Origin of the sequence: Flavobacterium sp. DSR2-3-3, assembly GCF_049896585.1 — a bacterium.
Classification (GTDB): Bacteria; Bacteroidota; Bacteroidia; order Flavobacteriales; family Flavobacteriaceae; genus Flavobacterium.
The window spans coordinates 34,715-53,329 of sequence record NZ_JAFCUP010000009.1 but is presented as its reverse complement, the minus strand read 5'-3'; the positions used below and the strand labels follow the sequence as shown (position 1 = coordinate 53,329).

15 protein-coding genes and 1 pseudogene are annotated in these 18,615 nt (G+C 33.8%); 11 read left to right on the top strand and 5 right to left on the bottom strand.

Going from position 1 to position 18,615, the window contains the following annotated elements; translation table 11 throughout:
- Positions 1-263 precede the first annotated feature (263 nt).
- Positions 264-665 (bottom strand): DUF2721 domain-containing protein, encoded by a 402-nt coding sequence (locus ACP7AQ_RS12470; protein WP_426095672.1) that lies wholly within the window; start codon positions 663-665, stop codon positions 264-266.
- 168 nt (positions 666-833) lie between these two features.
- Between ACP7AQ_RS12470 and ACP7AQ_RS12465 the strand changes: the two genes are divergently transcribed.
- On the top strand, positions 834-2,942 hold the full coding sequence (locus ACP7AQ_RS12465) for a TonB-dependent receptor domain-containing protein (RefSeq protein ID WP_426095671.1): 2,109 nt from the start codon (positions 834-836) through the stop codon (positions 2,940-2,942).
- A 309-nt stretch (positions 2,943-3,251) separates the two neighbouring features.
- Entirely contained in the window at positions 3,252-3,470 is a 219-nt protein-coding gene (locus tag ACP7AQ_RS12460) for a hypothetical protein (RefSeq protein ID WP_426095670.1), read from the top strand.
- A gap of 1,214 nt (positions 3,471-4,684) precedes the next feature.
- Here the strand turns inward: ACP7AQ_RS12460 and ACP7AQ_RS12455 are convergent.
- On the bottom strand, positions 4,685-5,602 hold the full coding sequence (locus ACP7AQ_RS12455; protein WP_426064926.1) for a LysR family transcriptional regulator: 918 nt from the start codon (positions 5,600-5,602) through the stop codon (positions 4,685-4,687).
- An 87-nt stretch (positions 5,603-5,689) separates the two neighbouring features.
- Between ACP7AQ_RS12455 and ACP7AQ_RS12450 the strand changes: the two genes are divergently transcribed.
- The 6 genes from ACP7AQ_RS12450 to ACP7AQ_RS12425 all read left to right on the top strand — a co-directional run bounded on the left by ACP7AQ_RS12450 (position 5,690) and on the right by ACP7AQ_RS12425 (position 11,861).
- Entirely contained in the window at positions 5,690-7,126 is a 1,437-nt protein-coding gene (locus ACP7AQ_RS12450) for an NADP-dependent isocitrate dehydrogenase (RefSeq protein ID WP_426064925.1), read from the top strand.
- Positions 7,127-7,408: 282 nt separating this feature from the next.
- Positions 7,409-7,711, top strand: a complete 303-nt coding sequence (locus ACP7AQ_RS12445; RefSeq protein ID WP_426095669.1) for a hypothetical protein — start codon at positions 7,409-7,411, stop codon at positions 7,709-7,711.
- On the top strand, positions 7,704-8,540 hold the full coding sequence (locus tag ACP7AQ_RS12440; protein WP_426095668.1) for a DUF6671 family protein: 837 nt from the start codon (positions 7,704-7,706) through the stop codon (positions 8,538-8,540). The genes ACP7AQ_RS12445 and ACP7AQ_RS12440 overlap by 8 nt, the downstream gene beginning before the upstream one ends.
- Before the next feature lie 3 nt (positions 8,541-8,543).
- Positions 8,544-9,503 (top strand): L-threonylcarbamoyladenylate synthase, encoded by a 960-nt coding sequence (locus ACP7AQ_RS12435; RefSeq protein ID WP_426095667.1) that lies wholly within the window; start codon positions 8,544-8,546, stop codon positions 9,501-9,503.
- A gap of 3 nt (positions 9,504-9,506) precedes the next feature.
- Positions 9,507-10,859 carry a dihydroorotase gene (locus tag ACP7AQ_RS12430; RefSeq protein WP_426095666.1) on the top strand — a complete coding sequence of 451 codons (1,353 nt, stop codon included), beginning with the start codon at positions 9,507-9,509 and terminating at the stop codon, positions 10,857-10,859.
- Between the two features lie 36 nt (positions 10,860-10,895).
- Positions 10,896-11,861, top strand: a complete 966-nt coding sequence (locus tag ACP7AQ_RS12425; protein ID WP_426095665.1) for a sodium-dependent bicarbonate transport family permease — start codon at positions 10,896-10,898, stop codon at positions 11,859-11,861.
- Between the two features lie 323 nt (positions 11,862-12,184).
- On the opposite strand, the pseudogene ACP7AQ_RS12420 reads toward ACP7AQ_RS12425, so the two are convergent.
- The 3 genes and pseudogenes from ACP7AQ_RS12420 to htpG form a co-directional block, all read right to left on the bottom strand.
- Positions 12,185-12,739 (bottom strand): annotated as a pseudogene (locus ACP7AQ_RS12420) (REP-associated tyrosine transposase).
- A 488-nt stretch (positions 12,740-13,227) separates the two neighbouring features.
- On the bottom strand, positions 13,228-13,842 hold the full coding sequence (locus ACP7AQ_RS12415) for a hypothetical protein (RefSeq protein WP_426095664.1): 615 nt from the start codon (positions 13,840-13,842) through the stop codon (positions 13,228-13,230).
- Positions 13,843-14,259: 417 nt separating this feature from the next.
- A complete protein-coding gene (gene htpG / locus ACP7AQ_RS12410; RefSeq protein ID WP_426095663.1) occupies positions 14,260-16,161 on the bottom strand; it encodes a molecular chaperone HtpG in 1,902 nt (633 codons plus the stop codon).
- A gap of 180 nt (positions 16,162-16,341) precedes the next feature.
- On the opposite strand from htpG, the gene ACP7AQ_RS12405 reads away from it, so the two are divergent.
- The 3 genes from ACP7AQ_RS12405 (at position 16,342) to ACP7AQ_RS12395 (ending at position 18,583) form a co-directional block, all read left to right on the top strand.
- Positions 16,342-16,818: a lipocalin family protein gene (locus tag ACP7AQ_RS12405; protein WP_426064914.1), complete on the top strand. Its 477-nt coding sequence runs from the start codon at positions 16,342-16,344 to the stop codon at positions 16,816-16,818.
- Between the two features lie 17 nt (positions 16,819-16,835).
- Positions 16,836-17,531: an OmpA family protein gene (locus tag ACP7AQ_RS12400; RefSeq protein WP_426092232.1), complete on the top strand. Its 696-nt coding sequence runs from the start codon at positions 16,836-16,838 to the stop codon at positions 17,529-17,531.
- Positions 17,532-17,635: 104 nt separating this feature from the next.
- On the top strand, positions 17,636-18,583 hold the full coding sequence (locus ACP7AQ_RS12395; protein ID WP_426095758.1) for an ABC transporter ATP-binding protein: 948 nt from the start codon (positions 17,636-17,638) through the stop codon (positions 18,581-18,583).
- Positions 18,584-18,615: the final 32 nt, after the last annotated feature.

Sequence of the window (18,615 nt, the reverse complement as noted above, 5' to 3'; positions counted from 1 at the left end):
ATATTAGTCGCAAGGAGGGGATTTAAATTAAATCGATTGGATTCTCAGGTGAATGCTGGGTTTATTTTAATCCGTTGCGTACAAATCAGGTTTTTTTAATACATAGAAACATAGTTTTTATACATTTCTATCAAGACGTTACACTTAATTGCAGTAAATCATTGCATTGTGAACCCAATAATTGGGCTATACCAATCTTTTTTCTATGTTTCTATGTGTTTATTTTTTATATTTTTTCAAATTAAAATAATTGTTCCAACGAGTTATTTTACTTCTTGATCTGCTAAATCGCTTAAATGCAATCGCAATGCGTTAACGGAAATACTGATTTCCCAAAACGATAATAATAATGATATTAATAGTGCTAATAAACTTAGTCCAAAAAGGTAAATTCCAGCCGTTTGTTGTTCCAAGAATAATAGCAGCATTGCAAAAACAGATAAAAACAGACTTAAAACTCCAGCCATTTGCATGTTGCGAATCAAAGTTAAGCGTAAATTCAGATTTTTAATTTCCAATAAAATCACATCATTTTGTTTTTCCTTATACGTTTTTTTTAAACTGCTTACGATTGTGGCGATAGTCAAAAATCGATTGGTATACGCCAATAAAATCAGCGAGGTTGCACCAAAAAGTAAGGCAGGAGTTTCTATTTGTAAAATCATTTTTAATTTAGTTTTGAATTGTAATTTAAAACGAATTACAAAGTTCGTTATTCTGTATTAAAATCGATCTTGTAGTCTTATGAAAAATAACAATTTTCTAAAATCTGTTCGTTTTTTGGTAACGTTTAGAAGCTTAGTACTACTAAAAGAGTAACACAAATAGAAACGATGAAGAAGAATTATTTATTGAGTATGTTTTTTTTAGGAGCAATATTCACACTCTCAGCTCAAGAAGAACCCAAAAAAGCAGTAGAACTGAATGAAGTTGCAATTGTAAAAACTAAAAAAGCAATTGAACAGAAAGCGGATAGAACTATATTTGATTTTTCCGGTCAGCCCAGTTTAAATTCCGGATCGGTATTAGAAGGGATCAAAAAATTACCTGGACTTATCGCTTCAGATGTTGCCGGGATGATGTATCAAGGCAAACAGTTGGATGTTTTTATGGACGGAAGACCGCTTAATATCACCTCAAATGAATTAAATTCTTTTCTGGAAGGAATGCCTGCGAATGCAATTGAAAAAATTGAAATCATCACACAACCAGGGGCAGAGTTTCCCGCGACTTCGGGTGGTGCGATCATGAATATCATCACTAATAAAAACGCTAAAAATTATTTAAGCGCCACGTATACGAATAGCACTAATTTTACGAGTTATGACCATTTGAGATGGAGAATCAATAATAGTTTGTTGTTAAGTGCTAAAAATAAATATTTTGGATGGCAATTGAATGTTGGACAAAATTATAGAGAATCTGCGGTGTGGACTTCACTGACTACAAAAGAAAACAATACGACTTCGATACTTTCCACTACTGAAGCAGATCGCTTCGGACGTACTAATTTTGCAAAATCCGCACTTACGTTTGATATTGGCAACGACCGTTTGTTATTTAATTACGATGTAAACTACAGCAATAATAATAGCAATACATTAGGTAATGGTCCTGGTTTCAGCACCAATGATGATTCCTTTACAGATGCTTTACGTCAGGATTTTGTTGTTACTTTCCAAAAAAAGTTTGAGGATAAATCTAAAAAATTAGACTTCAAATTTAATTACAACAGTAATCAAAATGATTTCACACTGAATTCAAGAACAAATAACATTGCCATATTAGATAATGCTTCAACACAGCGGTTGTACAATGCTAAATTTGATTATTCGCAACCTATTGCATTTTCTGATGAAGGGAAAATCAGCTTTGGAGGTTTGTATGAAGCGCTTCTTTTTGAAGCCCAAAACATGCAAATTGTCAATCTGGATTATCAACGAAAAACAGCATCAGCTTATGGAGAGCTACAATCTAAATTTGACAAGTTCAATTTTATTGTGGGAGGTAGAGCCGAGGATTACAATATTACCGGAAAAACCAATACCGCCGATTTAATTCCGTTTAAACAATTCCGTTTTTTTCCAAATGCCAGCGCTCAATATAATTTTAGTAATTCGGTTTATTTTAACGTGAATTACAACAAGAAAATAAGTTTGCCAAGCACTTCAGCTCTAAATCCAAACAACACTAATTATCAAAATCCAAATATAGAATACTCTGGAAATCCTAATTTGCAACCTACTATTTTTGATAATTATGAAGCAAAATTAAGTGCTTTTGATTATGCTTTTATCGGTTATAACGTAAGCTCTGCTCAAAATCAGGTAATTAACAGAGTGTTGCTTACAGATAATGTTGTGGTAAATACAAATATAAATGTTCCTCGAATTAAAATTCACAATTTTAATGTGGGAATGCCAATTCCATATATGTTGTTTACAGAAGGACTTAAAGAAACCATGAAAATGAATATTAATCCGGATAAAATGAACTTTTTGTATGTGTATACAGCGTATCAGTTTCATCAAATTCCTGAAATTAAGACCAATGGTTTCTGGATGTTTAATTTGATGTCTCAAATTTTGTTGCCAAAAGACATCAAGTTTGTAGCTAACTTTAATTACATTATGTCTAAGGGGAATTATTTTTATTTCATTGCAGAGAAGCCTTTTAACAATACGCTTGATTTAACGTTTTCGAAAAAGTTTTTCAAAGACCAGTTGTCAGTTTCCATAAGTGCTGACGATATCTTTAATTCGAATCGATTTGTGTTCAGTTCTGTTGGAACTCCTTTGTTACTAGCGAATAAAAATGATACGCGTCGTTTTGGGTTCAGTATAAATTATAAAATTCCAACCAAAAATAAATTGGCAAAAGAAGATCCTAATTTATTAAATAAAGAGAAAAAAGAAGAAGGAGGAAATATCCTGAATCAATAAAGATATTGTTTTTAATTTTCTATGTTTTTAAACGATAAAAAACCTGCAAGTTTACGCTTGCAGGTTTTTTTATGGTTTGAAATTTTATCAAAACTTCTTTCACATTAGCCGTTAAAACTTCCTTTTAACAGATATTATTATGTTTTTGCTAATATTATTGTATCTGCTATTAGTCTATTTAACTTACAAAGTAAGCAAAATTTATCGTAAAAAGACATATTTAAGCTAAATTTACTTATCGAAATTTATTGTAATAAACAAAAATTCAGACAGCTGGTCAAGAACATATTTCAAAATTAGATAAAATAAATGGACACATTTACCAGTGGTATTTATGAGTTTATTATTGGTTTTGTTTTATTGACAATTGGTTATTATGTTGATTTTGGAATGAAATTCACAATCAAAAAAATGGAAATTTATAATCGGCTGATTCCGGTTTCTACTATTTTTATCTCTATTCTTATTGGTATTTTATTATCTACTTTCTTTGATATTTTTGTTTTGATGCAGCTCGAATCATCTTAGTTTTCATCGCTAATTTCCAGACATTTCTTATCAAATAATATTAAAATGCAATAATTTATCGGATTATTTATGGGTACAATTTAGTTGTATATTTTTCCTCAGTTGATTTCCGTTTTTTATCAAACTTTTTTTCTTTTAACACTTTTGACGGGCTCTCTTCTTAAGTTTTTTTGTTTCGGATGGTCTTATTTTAATATGCTTAGCTATTTAGGTATAAATATGAATATTTTAAATGTCATAAATGTAATTAAATAGGAAATTGTTAGAGAAATAAATCTGTTGTATCTGCGAAATTGAAGTGTTTTAAACAATCTGTTTTACAAACATTCCAAAATAAACCCAGATAAATTTTAAATAAAAATCATAAGTCCATTTGAAACGGGTCATTTGAAAAGCTTGAATTATAAAAAACTGGTAAAATATTGCGATAAAACCTATTTTTCTTGCGGTTATTGGTCCAACTACCTGTTTAAATGAGATAGACCAACTTGTGAAAAAATCAAAAAAAGTAGCATTACTAAAATTTACTTCAAAGGATTCTCGGACTTTAAGGTCTAAAAAATACAAGTAAATGAATTTAATTTGAAGAATTTATTGACTTTTGCTGTCATCAGATTTTTTAGTGGGGAAAGGAGGATCTATTGTCGTTAAAAGAATCGTTAGATCAATCTGGATTATTTTTATCATCAGTTGACAATTCTTTTAATTTGACAATTCTAATCTAACAAGTTAAAGAAATGGGTCTTCTTGAAATTTATAACTTGTTGAGATACAAAAAAAGGGAAGCTAAAAATCGTAAAGGAAAAAGTAGTTATCTTAGGAAAGGAATTGTCTCGCTTTAGACAAAAAGCAAAATTGCAAAGTAAGAGTTAAAAGGAGTTTTCTATCACTGGGTGATAAATCATTATTTCGATAATTTAGAAATTACAACTGCTGAAGTTGAGGTAATTGTATATTTTAAAGCCTACGAAAATGTAGCGGAAACTATTTATAAAAACGAAAATTAGCTTACATGAAAAACTGAAAAATAGAGAATTTCCAACGGTAAGCGAGATTTGGTGAATGTTTTGTTGTTTTGCCAAGAGTACAATGATCAAAATCGTTTTTAAGTCGTTAATGCAACAGTGCAAACCAAAAAAAATGCCAGAGTTTCCATCTGCAAAATCATCTTGTTCAAAGGTTATGTTTGTTCCTATAATGATTAAAGTAATTTATTACATAATCCAGTTAAATTTTTGCTCGATAATTCTCGTTTTTTCTAGTTCAATAAATTTGATATACGCTTTTGCTACAGGTGAAAATTTCTTGCCTTTAAGCCAGATTAAATTCCAGTTGGATTGAATAGGTAAGCCTTTGACTGGAATGATTTGCAGGCTGCCGTTATTGAGTTCGTTTTTTATACCAATTATGGGCATTATAGAACATCCAAGTCCTGCCAATACTGCTTGCTTTACCGCTTCGTTTGAGGTGAGTACCATTTTTTTTGGAACCGTTAGCTGGTTATACTCTATAAATTTTTCCATTATATATCTGGTTCCAGACCCTTGCTCGCGATAAATTATTGGTAAATTTTCAATGATTTTTTTATCCTGAATTTCATTCCCTATTTGCTGATCAATGTTGGCAACAAGGTAAAGAGTATTGGGCATCAATTCTATTTTTTCAATTTGTAAGGTTTCTGGTAGAACGGAAACTAAAGAAAAATCTACTTCATTATTTTCTAAATTTTTTAACACTTTTGTTTTATTGGTTACATCAAGTAGTAATTCGACACCTTGATTTTGTTTTAGAAAGTCAGATAAGAAATAAGGTATTACATATTTGCCAGTTGATACAACGGAAATTTTCAATCTTCCGGTCAGTTGTCCTTTAAATGCCATTGTTTTAAAATTAATCGCATGCACTTCGTTTAATATTTTTTCCGCAGCAATAGCAATTTCTTTCCCAAAATCGGTTACGTATAATTTCCGTCCAATTACTTCTGTTAGAGGAACATCAAATTGGTCTTGAAAATTCCTTAACTGTATAGATACTGCGGGCTGGGTAAGATGCAGTTCTATTGCCGCCTTAGTGATACTTTTATTTTGCGTAATTTTTAGAAATACCTGTAGTTGGTGGAGCGTGTAATTCATAAATAATTTTAATGTTTATCATTACAAATATAAATAAAAATTTATGGATAGCTCATTTTACCTTTGAAGAAAATAAATAATAAAGATATGCAAAGAATAACAATCGCGAAAGGAGACGGAATAGGGCCTGAAATCATGGATGCTACTCTGAAAATCATCAAAGCTGCGGGAGCGCAGCTAGAATTTGATGAAATTGAAGTTGGTGAAAAAGTGTATTTAAAAGGTAATACGTCCGGAATCGAAAAATCGTCTTGGGAAACGATAATTAATAATAAAGTTTTTCTTAAAGCTCCGATAACGACTCCTCAAGGCGGGGGCTACAAAAGTCTGAATGTTACAACCAGAAAATTCTTAGGATTGTATTCTAATGTTAGACCATGTATGAGTTTGCATCCTTTTGTGGAAACAAAGCACCCTAAAATGGATATTGTCATAATTCGTGAAAATGAAGAAGATCTATATGCTGGTATCGAACATCAACAAACTGATGAGGTTATCCAATGCCTAAAAATTATCAGCCGTCCCGGGTGTGAAAAAATTGTTCGCTATGCTTTTGAATATGCCAAACAGTATGGGAGAAAAAAAGTGACTTGTTTCACGAAAGACAATATTATGAAGCAAACTGACGGATTATTCCATGAAGTGTTTGATGAGTTAGCTAAAGAATATCCTGAAATTGAAAACGAGCACTGGATTATTGATATAGGGGCCGCGAAAATGAGTGATACACCCGAAAATTTCGATGTCATAGTGACTTTAAATTTATATGGAGATGTGATTTCAGATATTGCCGCGCAAATTGCAGGCTCTGTGGGATTGGCAGGTTCAGCTAATATTGGGGAAGAATGTGCCATGTTTGAGGCTATTCACGGATCAGCACCGAGAAGGGCTGGACAAAATGTAGCGAATCCGTCGGGATTGTTACAAGGAGCAGTAATGATGTTAAATCACATGGGGCAAAACGAGGTAGCCAGTAAAATACAGAACGCATGGTTAAAAACTCTTGAAGACGGTATTCATACGTACGATATATTTAAAGAAGGGGTAAGTAGTTTGAAAGTTGGAACTGCAGAATTTGCGGATGCAGTTATCTTAAATTTAGGGCAAAAACCGAAACAGCTTGCTGCGGTAGATTATAAAAATGGTCAACCGCTACATCTACCAAAATATAAGAAAAGACCAGCCGCTAAAAAAGAATTGGTAGGTCATGATGTTTTTGTGCATTGGAATGGAACTGAACCTGATGTATTAGCAGAGATGCTTAAAAATATAGGAACTGTTAATTTAAAACTGAATATGATTACCAATAGAGGAATCAAAGTTTGGCCAGAAGGATTTAAACAAACATTTTGTACGGATCACTGGAGATGTCGTTTTAAAGCTGAGGATGGCAAAATAGTTAGTAAGAATGAAATTATTCAATTGTTACAGCAATTTATAGACGCGGATATTGATAGTATCAAAACTGAAAATTTATATAAGTTTGATGGTAAAATTGCATTTTCATTGGGTCAGGGTCAATAAAAAATGATTTAGCCACTATTTATTTGAGAAAGGATATTTTATTAAATAGGGAAAGAATTTAATAGGAGTAGGTTTTTGCTAGTCTTTTCGCTAAAGAAAAAAAAATAATTATTATGAAAAATAAAAATATTAGTTTGTTCATTGGAGCGATATGGCTCATCTGTGGAATCCTCTTGACTCTCCTTGAGCCTAAAAACATCTTTTTTACTTTGTTTTTGGGAATCGGAATATTTTTTACTACTTACAAATTACCAAAAATTCAAAAATTATTATAAAATAGCTATGGAAAAAGAATATCAATTTAAGCTAGTTGAAGGTCAATTTGCACCATCAGAAGCCGGTAAAGTACTGTTTTCGTTAATCAATAATAAGATTAATTACCATAATTTAGAAAAATTTAGTAATCAAATTCGATTTGAAGAAGACAATTCTCATTCAAAAACAAGGCTCGAAACTCTTTCTGAGGCCTCAGATTATATCAAAGATCTCATCAGCGAAGCATCCTTAAAAAATATGGAGCTAAAAATTGAAGGTGTGATTCAAATAGTACTCCTACCCAAAAGCAAAACAGAAGTGGATGTTTAAAGACAGGAAATTGCTTATTGCAACTAAACATCACAAAGAACAGGTGATTGCTCCAATTTTTGAAAAAGGTTTAGGTGTTCACTGTTTTGTTCCTGAAAAGTATGATTCGGATATTTTTGGCACTTTTTCAGGCGAAGTGGAGCGAAAAAACACGGCATTAGAAACGGTTAAAGCTAAATGCTTGGCGGCAATGGAAGAATTTGATTGCGATTTAGGAATAGCCAGTGAAGGTTCCTTTGGGTCACATCCTTCTATTTTTTTTGCGCAGGCCGATGATGAGTTTTTAATTTTCATCGATAAAAAAAACGACTTAGAAATCATTGCCAGAGAGCTCAGTTTGGAGACAAATTTTTATGGAGAAAAAATCCTTAATAAAGGAATGCTCTTAGATTTTGCAAATAGAGTTCAATTTCCTAGCCATGCCATAATTTTGAGAACTGCGGAGAATGACTGTACTGCGATAAGTAAAGGGATTACTGTCATGAGTCAATTGGAGGATACTTTTCAGCACCTTATGAACGTATATGGTAGTGTTTATGCCGAAACCGATATGCGTGCCCTGTACAACCCCACTCGTATGGGTGTGATAAAAGTAGCGGCACAAAAATTACTGGAAATTATAAAAACCGAATGTCCCAGTTGTAAAACTCCAGGTTTTAGTGTGACAGATATGAAACAGGGCTTACCTTGTTCCTGGTGTTCAGCGCCCACGCGATCTACCTTGAGTTTTATTTACAGTTGTAAAAAGTGCTTTTTTAGTTCTGAAAAAATGCATCCCCATCAAAAAATAACCGAAGAACCAGGATTCTGCGATTCCTGTAACCCTTAAAATATGAATATAATCAGTAGTTCGATTCCAAAAGCTGTTGCGCTTTTAAATCAGGAGCAAATCATAGGAATTCCTACCGAAACGGTTTATGGTTTAGCCGCCAACATTTACAGTTCGAAGGCGGTAGAGCGCATATTTGCTATGAAAAAACGACCATTTTTTAATCCATTAATTGTTCACATAAAATCGGCAGCTTCTCTTTCTGAAATAGCGAGAGACATTCCTGAAAAAGCTGCCTTGTTAGCGAAAACTTTTTGGCCGGGACCTTTAACTTTGGTTTTAAAAAAGCAAATTGCCATTCCGGATTTAGTTACCGGTGGTAAAGATACAGTAGCAGTCAGAGTTCCAAATCACCCTGTAGCCTTAGCACTATTGAATCAAATAGCCTATCCTCTCGCGGCTCCAAGCGCTAATCCTTTTGGCTCTATTAGTCCCACTACGGCAACACATGTCGCCGGCTATTTTGAAGAGGTGTTGCCTATGGTTTTAGATGGGGGAGCTTGTCAAAGGGGAATAGAATCGACCATCATAGGATTTGAAAACGGAGAGCCTGTAGCATACCGCTTGGGCTCTTTGGCAATAGAGGATATTCAAGCAATTGTAGGGCCGGTAAAAATGATTACCCATGATGATATCGCTCCAGCGGCACCAGGAATGTTTTCTAAGCACTATGCGCCTTTGACATCGACTTTTTTGACAGCTGATGTGAAGAAGAAGCTGATAACGTTCCCGGATCAGAAAATAGGAGTTCTAGTATTCCAAAAAGGAATTGATGATCCAAAAATTGTTCAACAGGAAATTTTATCTTCAACAGGAAATCTAGCAGAAGCAGCTTCACAATTGTATGCTGCTTTGCATCGATTGGATAAGTGCAACCTCGACTGCATTATAGCGGAACGATTTCCAGACATTGGCTTAGGCAAAACGATAAATGACCGGTTAAAAAGAGCCACGCAAAAATAAAATATGGATAGTATTATAAGAAACGCAACTGTAGTTAACGAAGGTCAGATACGTGTTTTAGATGTATTGATATCAGCAGAAAGAATTGAAAAGATAGCTCCATCGATTGTCGTAAACCCAGCTAAAAAAATAATTGAAATTGACGCAACTGGACTTTATCTGTTGCCTGGCGTGATTGATGATCAAGTTCATTTTAGAGATCCCGGACTAACTCATAAAGGCACCCTTTTTTCGGAATCTGTGGCGGCTGTGGCTGGTGGCATTACCTCCTTTATGGATATGCCCAACACGATTCCTAACACGCTGACTCAAGATTTATTAGAAGAAAAATATTCGATAGCGGCTGTAAAATCAATTGCTAATTATTCGTTTTTTATGGGGATTTCTAAGCATAACTTGGAAGAAGCTTTAAAAACTAATACCGAAAATGTATGTGGAATTACGGATGATGGGCTTTATTTTAATAATGATGAGGGGATTTTAGCCAATTATCCAGAATTTTTGGAGCAACTTTTTTCAAGAACCGACACCTTGGTGGCTTTGCACAGCGAAGATGATTCACTGATAAAAAAGAACACGGAGGATTATAAACGACTTTACGGAACTGAAATTCCTTTTTTTTATCATTCCCTTATTCGGGATGAGGAAGTTTGCCGAAAAGCTACCAAGAGAGTACTTTCTATTGCTGAAAAATACCACACTCGCTTACATTTATTTCATATCTCAACTTTGGCGGAAGCCAAATTATTTGATAATACGATACCCATTCGAGATAAACGAATCACCGCCGAGGCTTGTATCCATCATCTTTGGTTTTCAGACGCCGATTATGATAGATTGGGCTCCAAGATCAAATGGAATCCCTCCATAAAAACAGAGCAAGATAGAAAAGGTTTACTGGAGAATTTGCTCAATAATTCAATAGATATTATTGCAACGGATCATGCTCCCCATACTATTGCCGAAAAAGCGGGGAATTATTTTCAGGCGCTTTCAGGCGGACCATTAGTGCAACATGCTCTTTTAGCAATGTTAGAATTATTTCACCGTGGAGAAATTCCTTTGGAGAAAATTGTAGAAAAAATGAGCCATAATGTAGCCGAAATCTATAGAATCAAAGAAAGAGGCTTCATACGAGAGGGCTATTTTGCCGATCTAGTTTTAGTCGATTTAAATAAAAAACAGGAAGTAACCACAAGCTCTCTTTTATATAAATGCAAGTGGTCTCCTTTTGTAGGACAGGTTTTTAAAAGCAGCATCAATTCAACTTTTGTAAATGGAAATTTGGTGTATGAAAAAGGACTTGTAAAGACAGATATAAAAGGAAAAAGATTGCGATTTGAAAAGATAAGATAATCAATATGTTTAAAATAATTTTAAAATAATTAAAATATGAATCTTAGTTTATTACTGGATAATTTAACTAATCCAGCCTTATTGTTTTTTGTGTTGGGAATTATAGCAGTCTACGTAAAAAGTGACTTAGAAATTCCTGAGAATACCTCTAAATTTATATCGCTGTACCTGCTTTTTTCCATTGGTTTTAAAGGCGGACAGGAACTAGCGCACAGTCACTTTACTGTTGACATACTTTGGTCTATTGTTTTTGGGGTATTGATTGCGGTATTAATTCCATTTTATACCTTTTTTATTTTAAAGAAAAAATATAGCATTGAGAATTCAGGTGCTATTGCTGCGGCTTATGGATCCGTGAGTGCAGTTACCTTTGTAACTGCCATCTCTTTTTTAGAAATTCAAAATTACAATTTTAGCGGCCACATGGTTGCTGTTATGGCGCTGATGGAAGCCCCTGCAATCATTATTGGAGTAATTTTAATCCGATTATTTAGTAAGGAAAAAGTTCAGAAAACTAAAATGAGTACGATTGTTAAACACTCGTTTACCAACGGAAGCGTACTCTTGATTCTTGGAAGTTTGGTTATTGGGTTTTTGGCCAGTGAGCAACAGGCTTTAGGAATTAAGCCATTTACTACTGATATTTTCAAAGGGTTTTTGGCTTTATTTTTATTGGATATGGGAATTGTTAGTGGACGAAAATTAAATGATTTTTTCAAAAGTGGCTGGTTTAGCGTCTTTTTTGCTGTTGTTTTCCCATTGCTAAACGGGTGTATTGTTGCTTTTTTAAGTCAATTCGTTACCGATGATGTTGGGAATCGTTTTATTTTTGCTGTCCTGGCGGCGAGTGCTTCTTATATTGCCGTTCCGGCCGCGATGAAAATAGCAGTTCCAAAGGCGAATCCAGGGATCTTTTTGCCTATGGCTTTGGCGGTAACGTTTCCTTTTAACATTACTTTTGGAATGCCTATTTATTTTTCAATTGTGCTGTGTCACATTTAATATGGTGCTTTATCCGGTGTAGTTTAGCATACTAATTGTTGTTTAAATGCAGCGCATAATATGGTAATTTTTTAAACAAAAAACCTGCAAGTTTGCGCTTGCAGGTTACAATTTTCTTCCCAGAGTTTAAGGTGAAATTTTATCTAACCATCTCGAAACTTTCGTTAAATCGGAGATGCAATACCTGATTCCAGTGATCAATTAAATATGTTTTACGATCCTTTTTTTTGAAATTTTTAAATTGCGAATTTCCTTTGTCAGATCGCTTATTTAAAGACAATCGTTAGCGCAGTTTTGCAAACTATGCCCATTTCAATTGGCAACTAAAATAAATCTAATAAAACCACCTCTAATTCATTTTCTAATGTAGCATAATTTCTTGCAGAACTGAAATAATAATCTTCCGGCATCGTTACAATTTTTTCATTTACAGGATTGTTGTGTATGTAATCCATTTTTTGTCTAATAAATTTATTGCTGTAAATATGTTCTGCATGATAGCCGTTTTGCCAAACTTTGTATTGTTGTTCTAGTTTTAAATGCTGACAAGCTTTTTTAAAATAATCCAACATCCATTCTCTTCTGCTTTCCGGCTGTTCAATAATAGCCTATATAATTTTTTTAGATGTATATTTTTTAAAATCGCGCATGACATCGGATAGTATAAAACCGTTTGTTGCTTTGCAAAGCAGATGAATATGGCTGTGCATAATACAATATCCGTAGATTTCTAAGCCCTTTTGATCTTGACAATAGTGTAACGCTTGTATAATAATTTGTTTTTGATTTAATCGTGTAAAAATATCTACCCAACCCACTGTAGTAATAGAAATAAAATAAGCATCTTCGGTTGTTGTGGCTTTATACTTTGTAGACATTTTTTGTATTATTTGTATTGTTTGCTCACTATTGTGGGCACAGTTTGCAAAACTGCGCTAACGGTTGTGGTATATCGGCACGATCAGGGTAAATCTAAAACAAGGCAATATTTTAATTGTATGTTCTTATAGTATTTATTGTTTTTATAGATTAAAACTATTTTTAAAGGATTTTAATTAGTGCTCTTCTTCTTCGTTTTCCGCAAAATCACCACTAAAGTTCCGGCGCTTTGAGATGTCTTGTCCGAAAATAGGTTTACACGAAAGTGTAAAATTATGGAAAGATATTCAAAAGAATCTTCATCAAAATGGGAATCAAAATATAGTGAAGAATTTAAAAGGTTTATTTGCTCACTATTTTTTGCTCACTATTGTGGGCACAGTTTGCAAAACTGCGCTAACTGTTGTGGTATATCGGAGCGATCGGGAAGAAAAATGTGAATTTTGCACATTTTTCGTCATTTCTTGAAACGGCTGTTAGCCGTTGTTTATTTTTTCACACCGATTTTTATTGTTTTTACCAATTCGTCAAATTCTTTGGTGCAATCTTCTCCAATTTGTCCATCAGTGAAGTTCAATTGAAAAAAGTAATTTTTATAAGGAATTGCATAAGTTCTACTTCTTACCTTCATTTCTTGACCGTTTTGTGTTTTCATTGTAAATTTACCTATAAAATAAACACATTTAATTCCAGATATTTCAATTTCTGTTATTTCATTTATAAACTCAAAATCTTCAAAATATTTTTTAAATCCATTTGCACTTTGCGCCATTCCACTTTTAAATTGCTCAAAATCACTTTTCCCTTTTGATCTTACATTTATTTGTATTGTGGGAATTATTCCAGCGTAAGTTTTTGGATCATATTTGTAAAATGACGTTAATAAAACAGAACCTTTATTATCTGAAATTAATTTGTTCAGATTTTCTTCATTTACTTCAAACTTTTCAAGATTTTTTAGAAGAACTTTATTACTCGCTTCAATCCAATTTTCTGGTTCTTGAATTTCAAATTCGTATTCTTTGTTTAAGAATGTTTTTTGACTGTAAACCAAATTTATCGAATTCGTGATAATAAAAACTAATAATATTATTTTTCTCATTTTCTTAATTTTTCTTTTTGTGCAATTCTGCGGTTAAATAACGGCTAACTTGTATATACCCGTTACTCTATAGCCAGTATGCACCCAAAATTGGGTAGATTGTCGCTATTAAATAGCGGTTTAAATACAAATATATAAATAATCCTTTACAAATCATCAATTGGTTAGTCCTTTTGCTGAACGAAGTTATAACCTTAAAAAGCTGTAAATAGCCCCGATAGGAGTGGAAATCCTTTGCTTTGGCGTGAGCTAAAAGCAAAGATTGTAGCGCATAGCGGGACGAAAGTAATTCTGGAAAACAATCGTTTTGCTCCAAAAAAAAAGCTGCCCAAGGTTGGACAGCTTTAATATTTTGGATATTCCGAAGCAAGTTTAGAATAGGAGATTCACACTTACTTCATAAAATGGTTTCTCTGCTTATTTGATTAACTCAAAACTTCTTTTCACAAAAGCGGTTAATGCTTCTCCTTTTAATAGGTTTTGTGATAATTTAGCTAAGTCAAGCGCTTGTTTGACCAAACTTTCCTGAGCGTCTTTATCTTTGTTGTTTAGAATGCTGGTTGCCAATTCAGAATTAGTATTTACTACTAAATTGTACATTTCGGGCATATTTCCCATTCCGAACATTCCACCGCCGCCAGACTGACTCATTTCTTTCATTCTACGCATAAATTCCGGTTGCGTGATGATAAATGGAGAAGCATTGCTATCTAAAGCCTCCAGTTGTACGGAATATGTTTGTTTAGGAACAATAGCTTCTAAAACGGTTTTCAAGTTGGTCTGCTCTTCTTCGGATAATTTAGAAATAGTCGTTTCCTCTTTCTTGATTAAATTATCAATGTGATCTGAATCCACACGTACAAAAGTCATGTTGCTGTTATCACCTTCAATTTTTTGAATTAAATGCGAAATAATTGGAGAATCAAGCACTAATACCTCATATCCTTTGTCTTTTGCAATTTCGATATAAGAGTGTTGCGCTTCTTTACTTCCAGCGTATAAAACCACTAATTTCCCGTCTTTATCCGTTTGATTCGCAGCAAGATTTTCTTTTAATTCTTCCAGCGTGTAATATTTTCCATCAACTGTTGGATACAAAACAAACGCGCCAGCTTTTTCGTAGAATTTATCTTCAGAAAGCATTCCGTACTCCAAAACGATTTTGATATCGTTCCATTTTTGTTCAAAATCCTCACGGTTTTCAGTAAACAACGATTTCAATTTATCGGCAACTTTACGCGTAATGTAATTGGAGATTTTCTTCACTGCAGCATCTGCTTGCAATCCAGAACGAGATACATTCAAAGGAATATCCGGTGAGTCTATAACTCCTTTTAACATAGTCAAAAATTCAGGAACAATTCCTTCTACATTATCCGTAACGTACACCTGATTTTGGTACAATTGGATTTTGTCTTTCTGAATTTGTAGATCAGAACCTAATTTTGGGAAATACAAAATACCGGTTAAGTTAAACGGATAATCAACATTTAAATGAATGTGGAATAACGGTTCTTCAAACTGCATTGGATATACTTCTCTGTAGAAATCCTTGTAATCAGCATCTGATAATTCAGTTGGCTGTTTCGTCCAAGCTGGATTTGGGTTGTTGATGATGTTGTCAACTTCTACTTCAGTAAAAGTTTTGTCTTTATCTTCTACAGCAACTTCTTCACCCTTTTTTTGTTCAATTTTCTCCGTTTTAGTTCCAAATTTAATTGGAATAGGCATGAACTTATTGTACTTATTAAGAAGCTGATTTATTTTGGAATCTTCTAAGAATTCCAGAGAATCTTCAGCAATATGCAAGATAATTTCTGTTCCGCGAGTAGTTTTGTCAGCAGGCTCTAAGGTAAATTCCGGACTACCATCACAAGTCCAATGTGCAGCAGGTTCATCTTTGAATGATTTAGTGATGATTTCCACTTTTTCGGCTACCATAAAAGCTGAATAGAAACCAAGACCAAAATGGCCAATAATTCCAGAATCTTTAGCTGAATCTTTGTATTTATCCAAAAATTCTTCAGCACCAGAAAACGCCACTTGGTTGATGTATTTTTCTACTTCATCAGCAGTCATTCCCAAACCTTGATCGATGATGTGCAGTTTCTTGCCTTCCTTATCGATTTTCACCTCGATGATTGGGTTTCCGTATTCTACTTTGGCTTCACCAATGCTTGTTAAATGCTTTAATTTGAGTGTCGCATCTGTTCCGTTAGAAATTAATTCACGCAAGAAAATTTCGTGATCGCTGTATAAGAATTTCTTGATTAAGGGAAAGATGTTTTCTACCGAAACATTAATTTTACCTGTTGTCATATTTTGATTTTTTTTAGTTTATTTGAATATCCATAAGCCTTTCAAATAGAATACCAATTATAAATGTAGTGACAAATTGTCGCAAGCGTTAATTATGATATAAAATAATTTAATTCTGAAACAAACTTGTTAGATCCAATTGTATCTTTGTGTAAGTATTAATTCATTAAATTTAAGAAAATGAAAAAAGTTATTTTATTGTGCACGCTAGCGGTTCTGATGTTCGCATGTAAGTCTACGTCAGCGACAGGTACAAACACAGATAGAAAATCTCAGGTTGCCATTAAAGGAAATTGGGTTATTAGTTCTGTAACCTACCCAGGTTCACAATATGTAAAAGTGAATACTTTTCAAATTGCAGATTCAGAATGTTTCGTAGGAAGTAATTGGAAGTTTGTTTCGAATAACAATAAAGGAACTATGGCTTTGACAAAAGCGAATTGTATGACATTCAGCTCACCAATTACATGGTTTATTAATAAAGAGGGGCAATTTGTACTTAAAGTACTTAATGCTGGAGAAAAAGCTAGAAAAGTTAGAGAAGGATATGTTTTAAATGTAGCCAATCAAACAGAATCTTCTTTTCAATTGATAGATAAAATTAATGTAGGTGGAAAAATGACTGACGTTGTGTATCAGTTTCAAAAAGTTAATTAATAAGTAAAAAAAAAGATATGAAAAAGATTTCGATAGTTGCAATAGCAACGATAATGGTTATTGGTTCAATGTTTACAAGCTGTGAGGCTGTGAAAAATACAAATAAAACACAGAGAGGAGCAGGAATCGGCGCAGTTGCCGGAGCTGTACTTGGAGGTGTTCTTGGAAACAATCTTGGAAAAGGTGGAAAAGGCGCAATGGGCGCAGTACTGGGTGGTGTTATTGGTGGAGTTGCCGGTGGAGTTATTGGTAACAAAATGGATAAACAAGCAAGAGAAATTGATGCTGTTCTTCCAGGAGCTGAAGTGGTTCGTATTGGAGAAGGAATCAAATTAGTTTTAAATGAAAATGCAGTGCGTTTTGATACCAACAAGTCTTCTTTGACTGCTGGTGCAAAAGCAAATTTGGATAAATTAGTTCCAGTTTTCGCGGAATACCCTGATACTGATATCACAATTTACGGATATACTGATAATACGGGTGCAGCAGCTTACAATTTGAAACTTTCAGCAGCAAGAGCAGCGGCAGTTAAAAATTATTTAGCTAGCAAAGGTGTTTCTTCAAGTAGGTTTCAAGTCACTGGTTTAGGAATTGCTGATCCAATTGCTTCTAATGAATCGGTTGAGGGCAGAAGCCAAAACCGTCGTGTTGAATTTGCTATCACTGCAAACGATAAAATGATTAAAGATGCAGAAGCTGAAGTGAAAAACTAAGCAAAAAATACCATAAAAACTAAGGCTGTTTCATCAAGAAGCAGCCTTTTTTTGTGTCTAAATTAGAATTAAACATTGTAAATTTGTAGCTCTAAAAAAAGATGATGCTCGAGATAAAAGATATTTCCTTTACTTACACTGAAACCCCCGTTATTGAAAATGTAAGTTTTACGATTGCTAAAGGCCAAAATACTGCTATTATTGGCGAAAGCGGTTGCGGTAAAAGTACCTTGCTAAAACTGATTTACGGATTGTATGATTTGGATACTGGAGCAATTAGCTATAATGATAAACCCATTTTGGGACCCAAATACAATCTGGTTCCCGGAGAAGATTACATTAAATATTTAGCGCAGGACTTCGATTTGATGCCGTACATAACCGTTGAAGAAAATGTCGGTAAGTTCTTGTCGAATATGTATCCTGAACTAAAGAAAGCCCGCGTTCAAGAATTGTTGGAAATGGTCGAAATGACCGCTTTCGCAAAAGTAAAAGCAAAATTCCTGAGTGGTGGACAACAGCAGCGAGTAGCCTTGGCAAGAGTTTTAGCTTTGGAACCTGAAATTATTTTGCTGGACGAACCTTTCAGTCAAATTGATTCTTTCCGAAAGAATTCTTTGCGTCGCAATTTATTCCGTTACTTAAAAGACAAAGGCGTCACCTGCATTATTGCCACACATGACAGTACTGATGCTTTGTCGTTTTCGGATGAAACTATAGTGGTTCAAAACGGAAAAGTAGTAGCAAAAGGTGATTCCAAATCCTTGTATGAAAACCCCGCTAACAAATATATTGCTTCACTTTTTGGGGAAGTAAATGAGTTAAAATTGTCTCAGTTAATAGAACTTGAAGATGACGAAGATGCCTCGCTTTTGTTGTATCCGCATCAATTGAAAGTGGTGGACAACGCCATTATGAAAGCAGTCGTGAAACAATGTTATTTCAAAGGAAGTCATTATTTAGTCAAAGCAGCTTTTGAAAGAAGAGCGATTTTTTTCGAACACGATTCGGAATTAGCATTAAATCAAGAGGTATATTTGATGTTATCCTGATGATAAGAATTCAGTAAACAGTGCTCAGTATT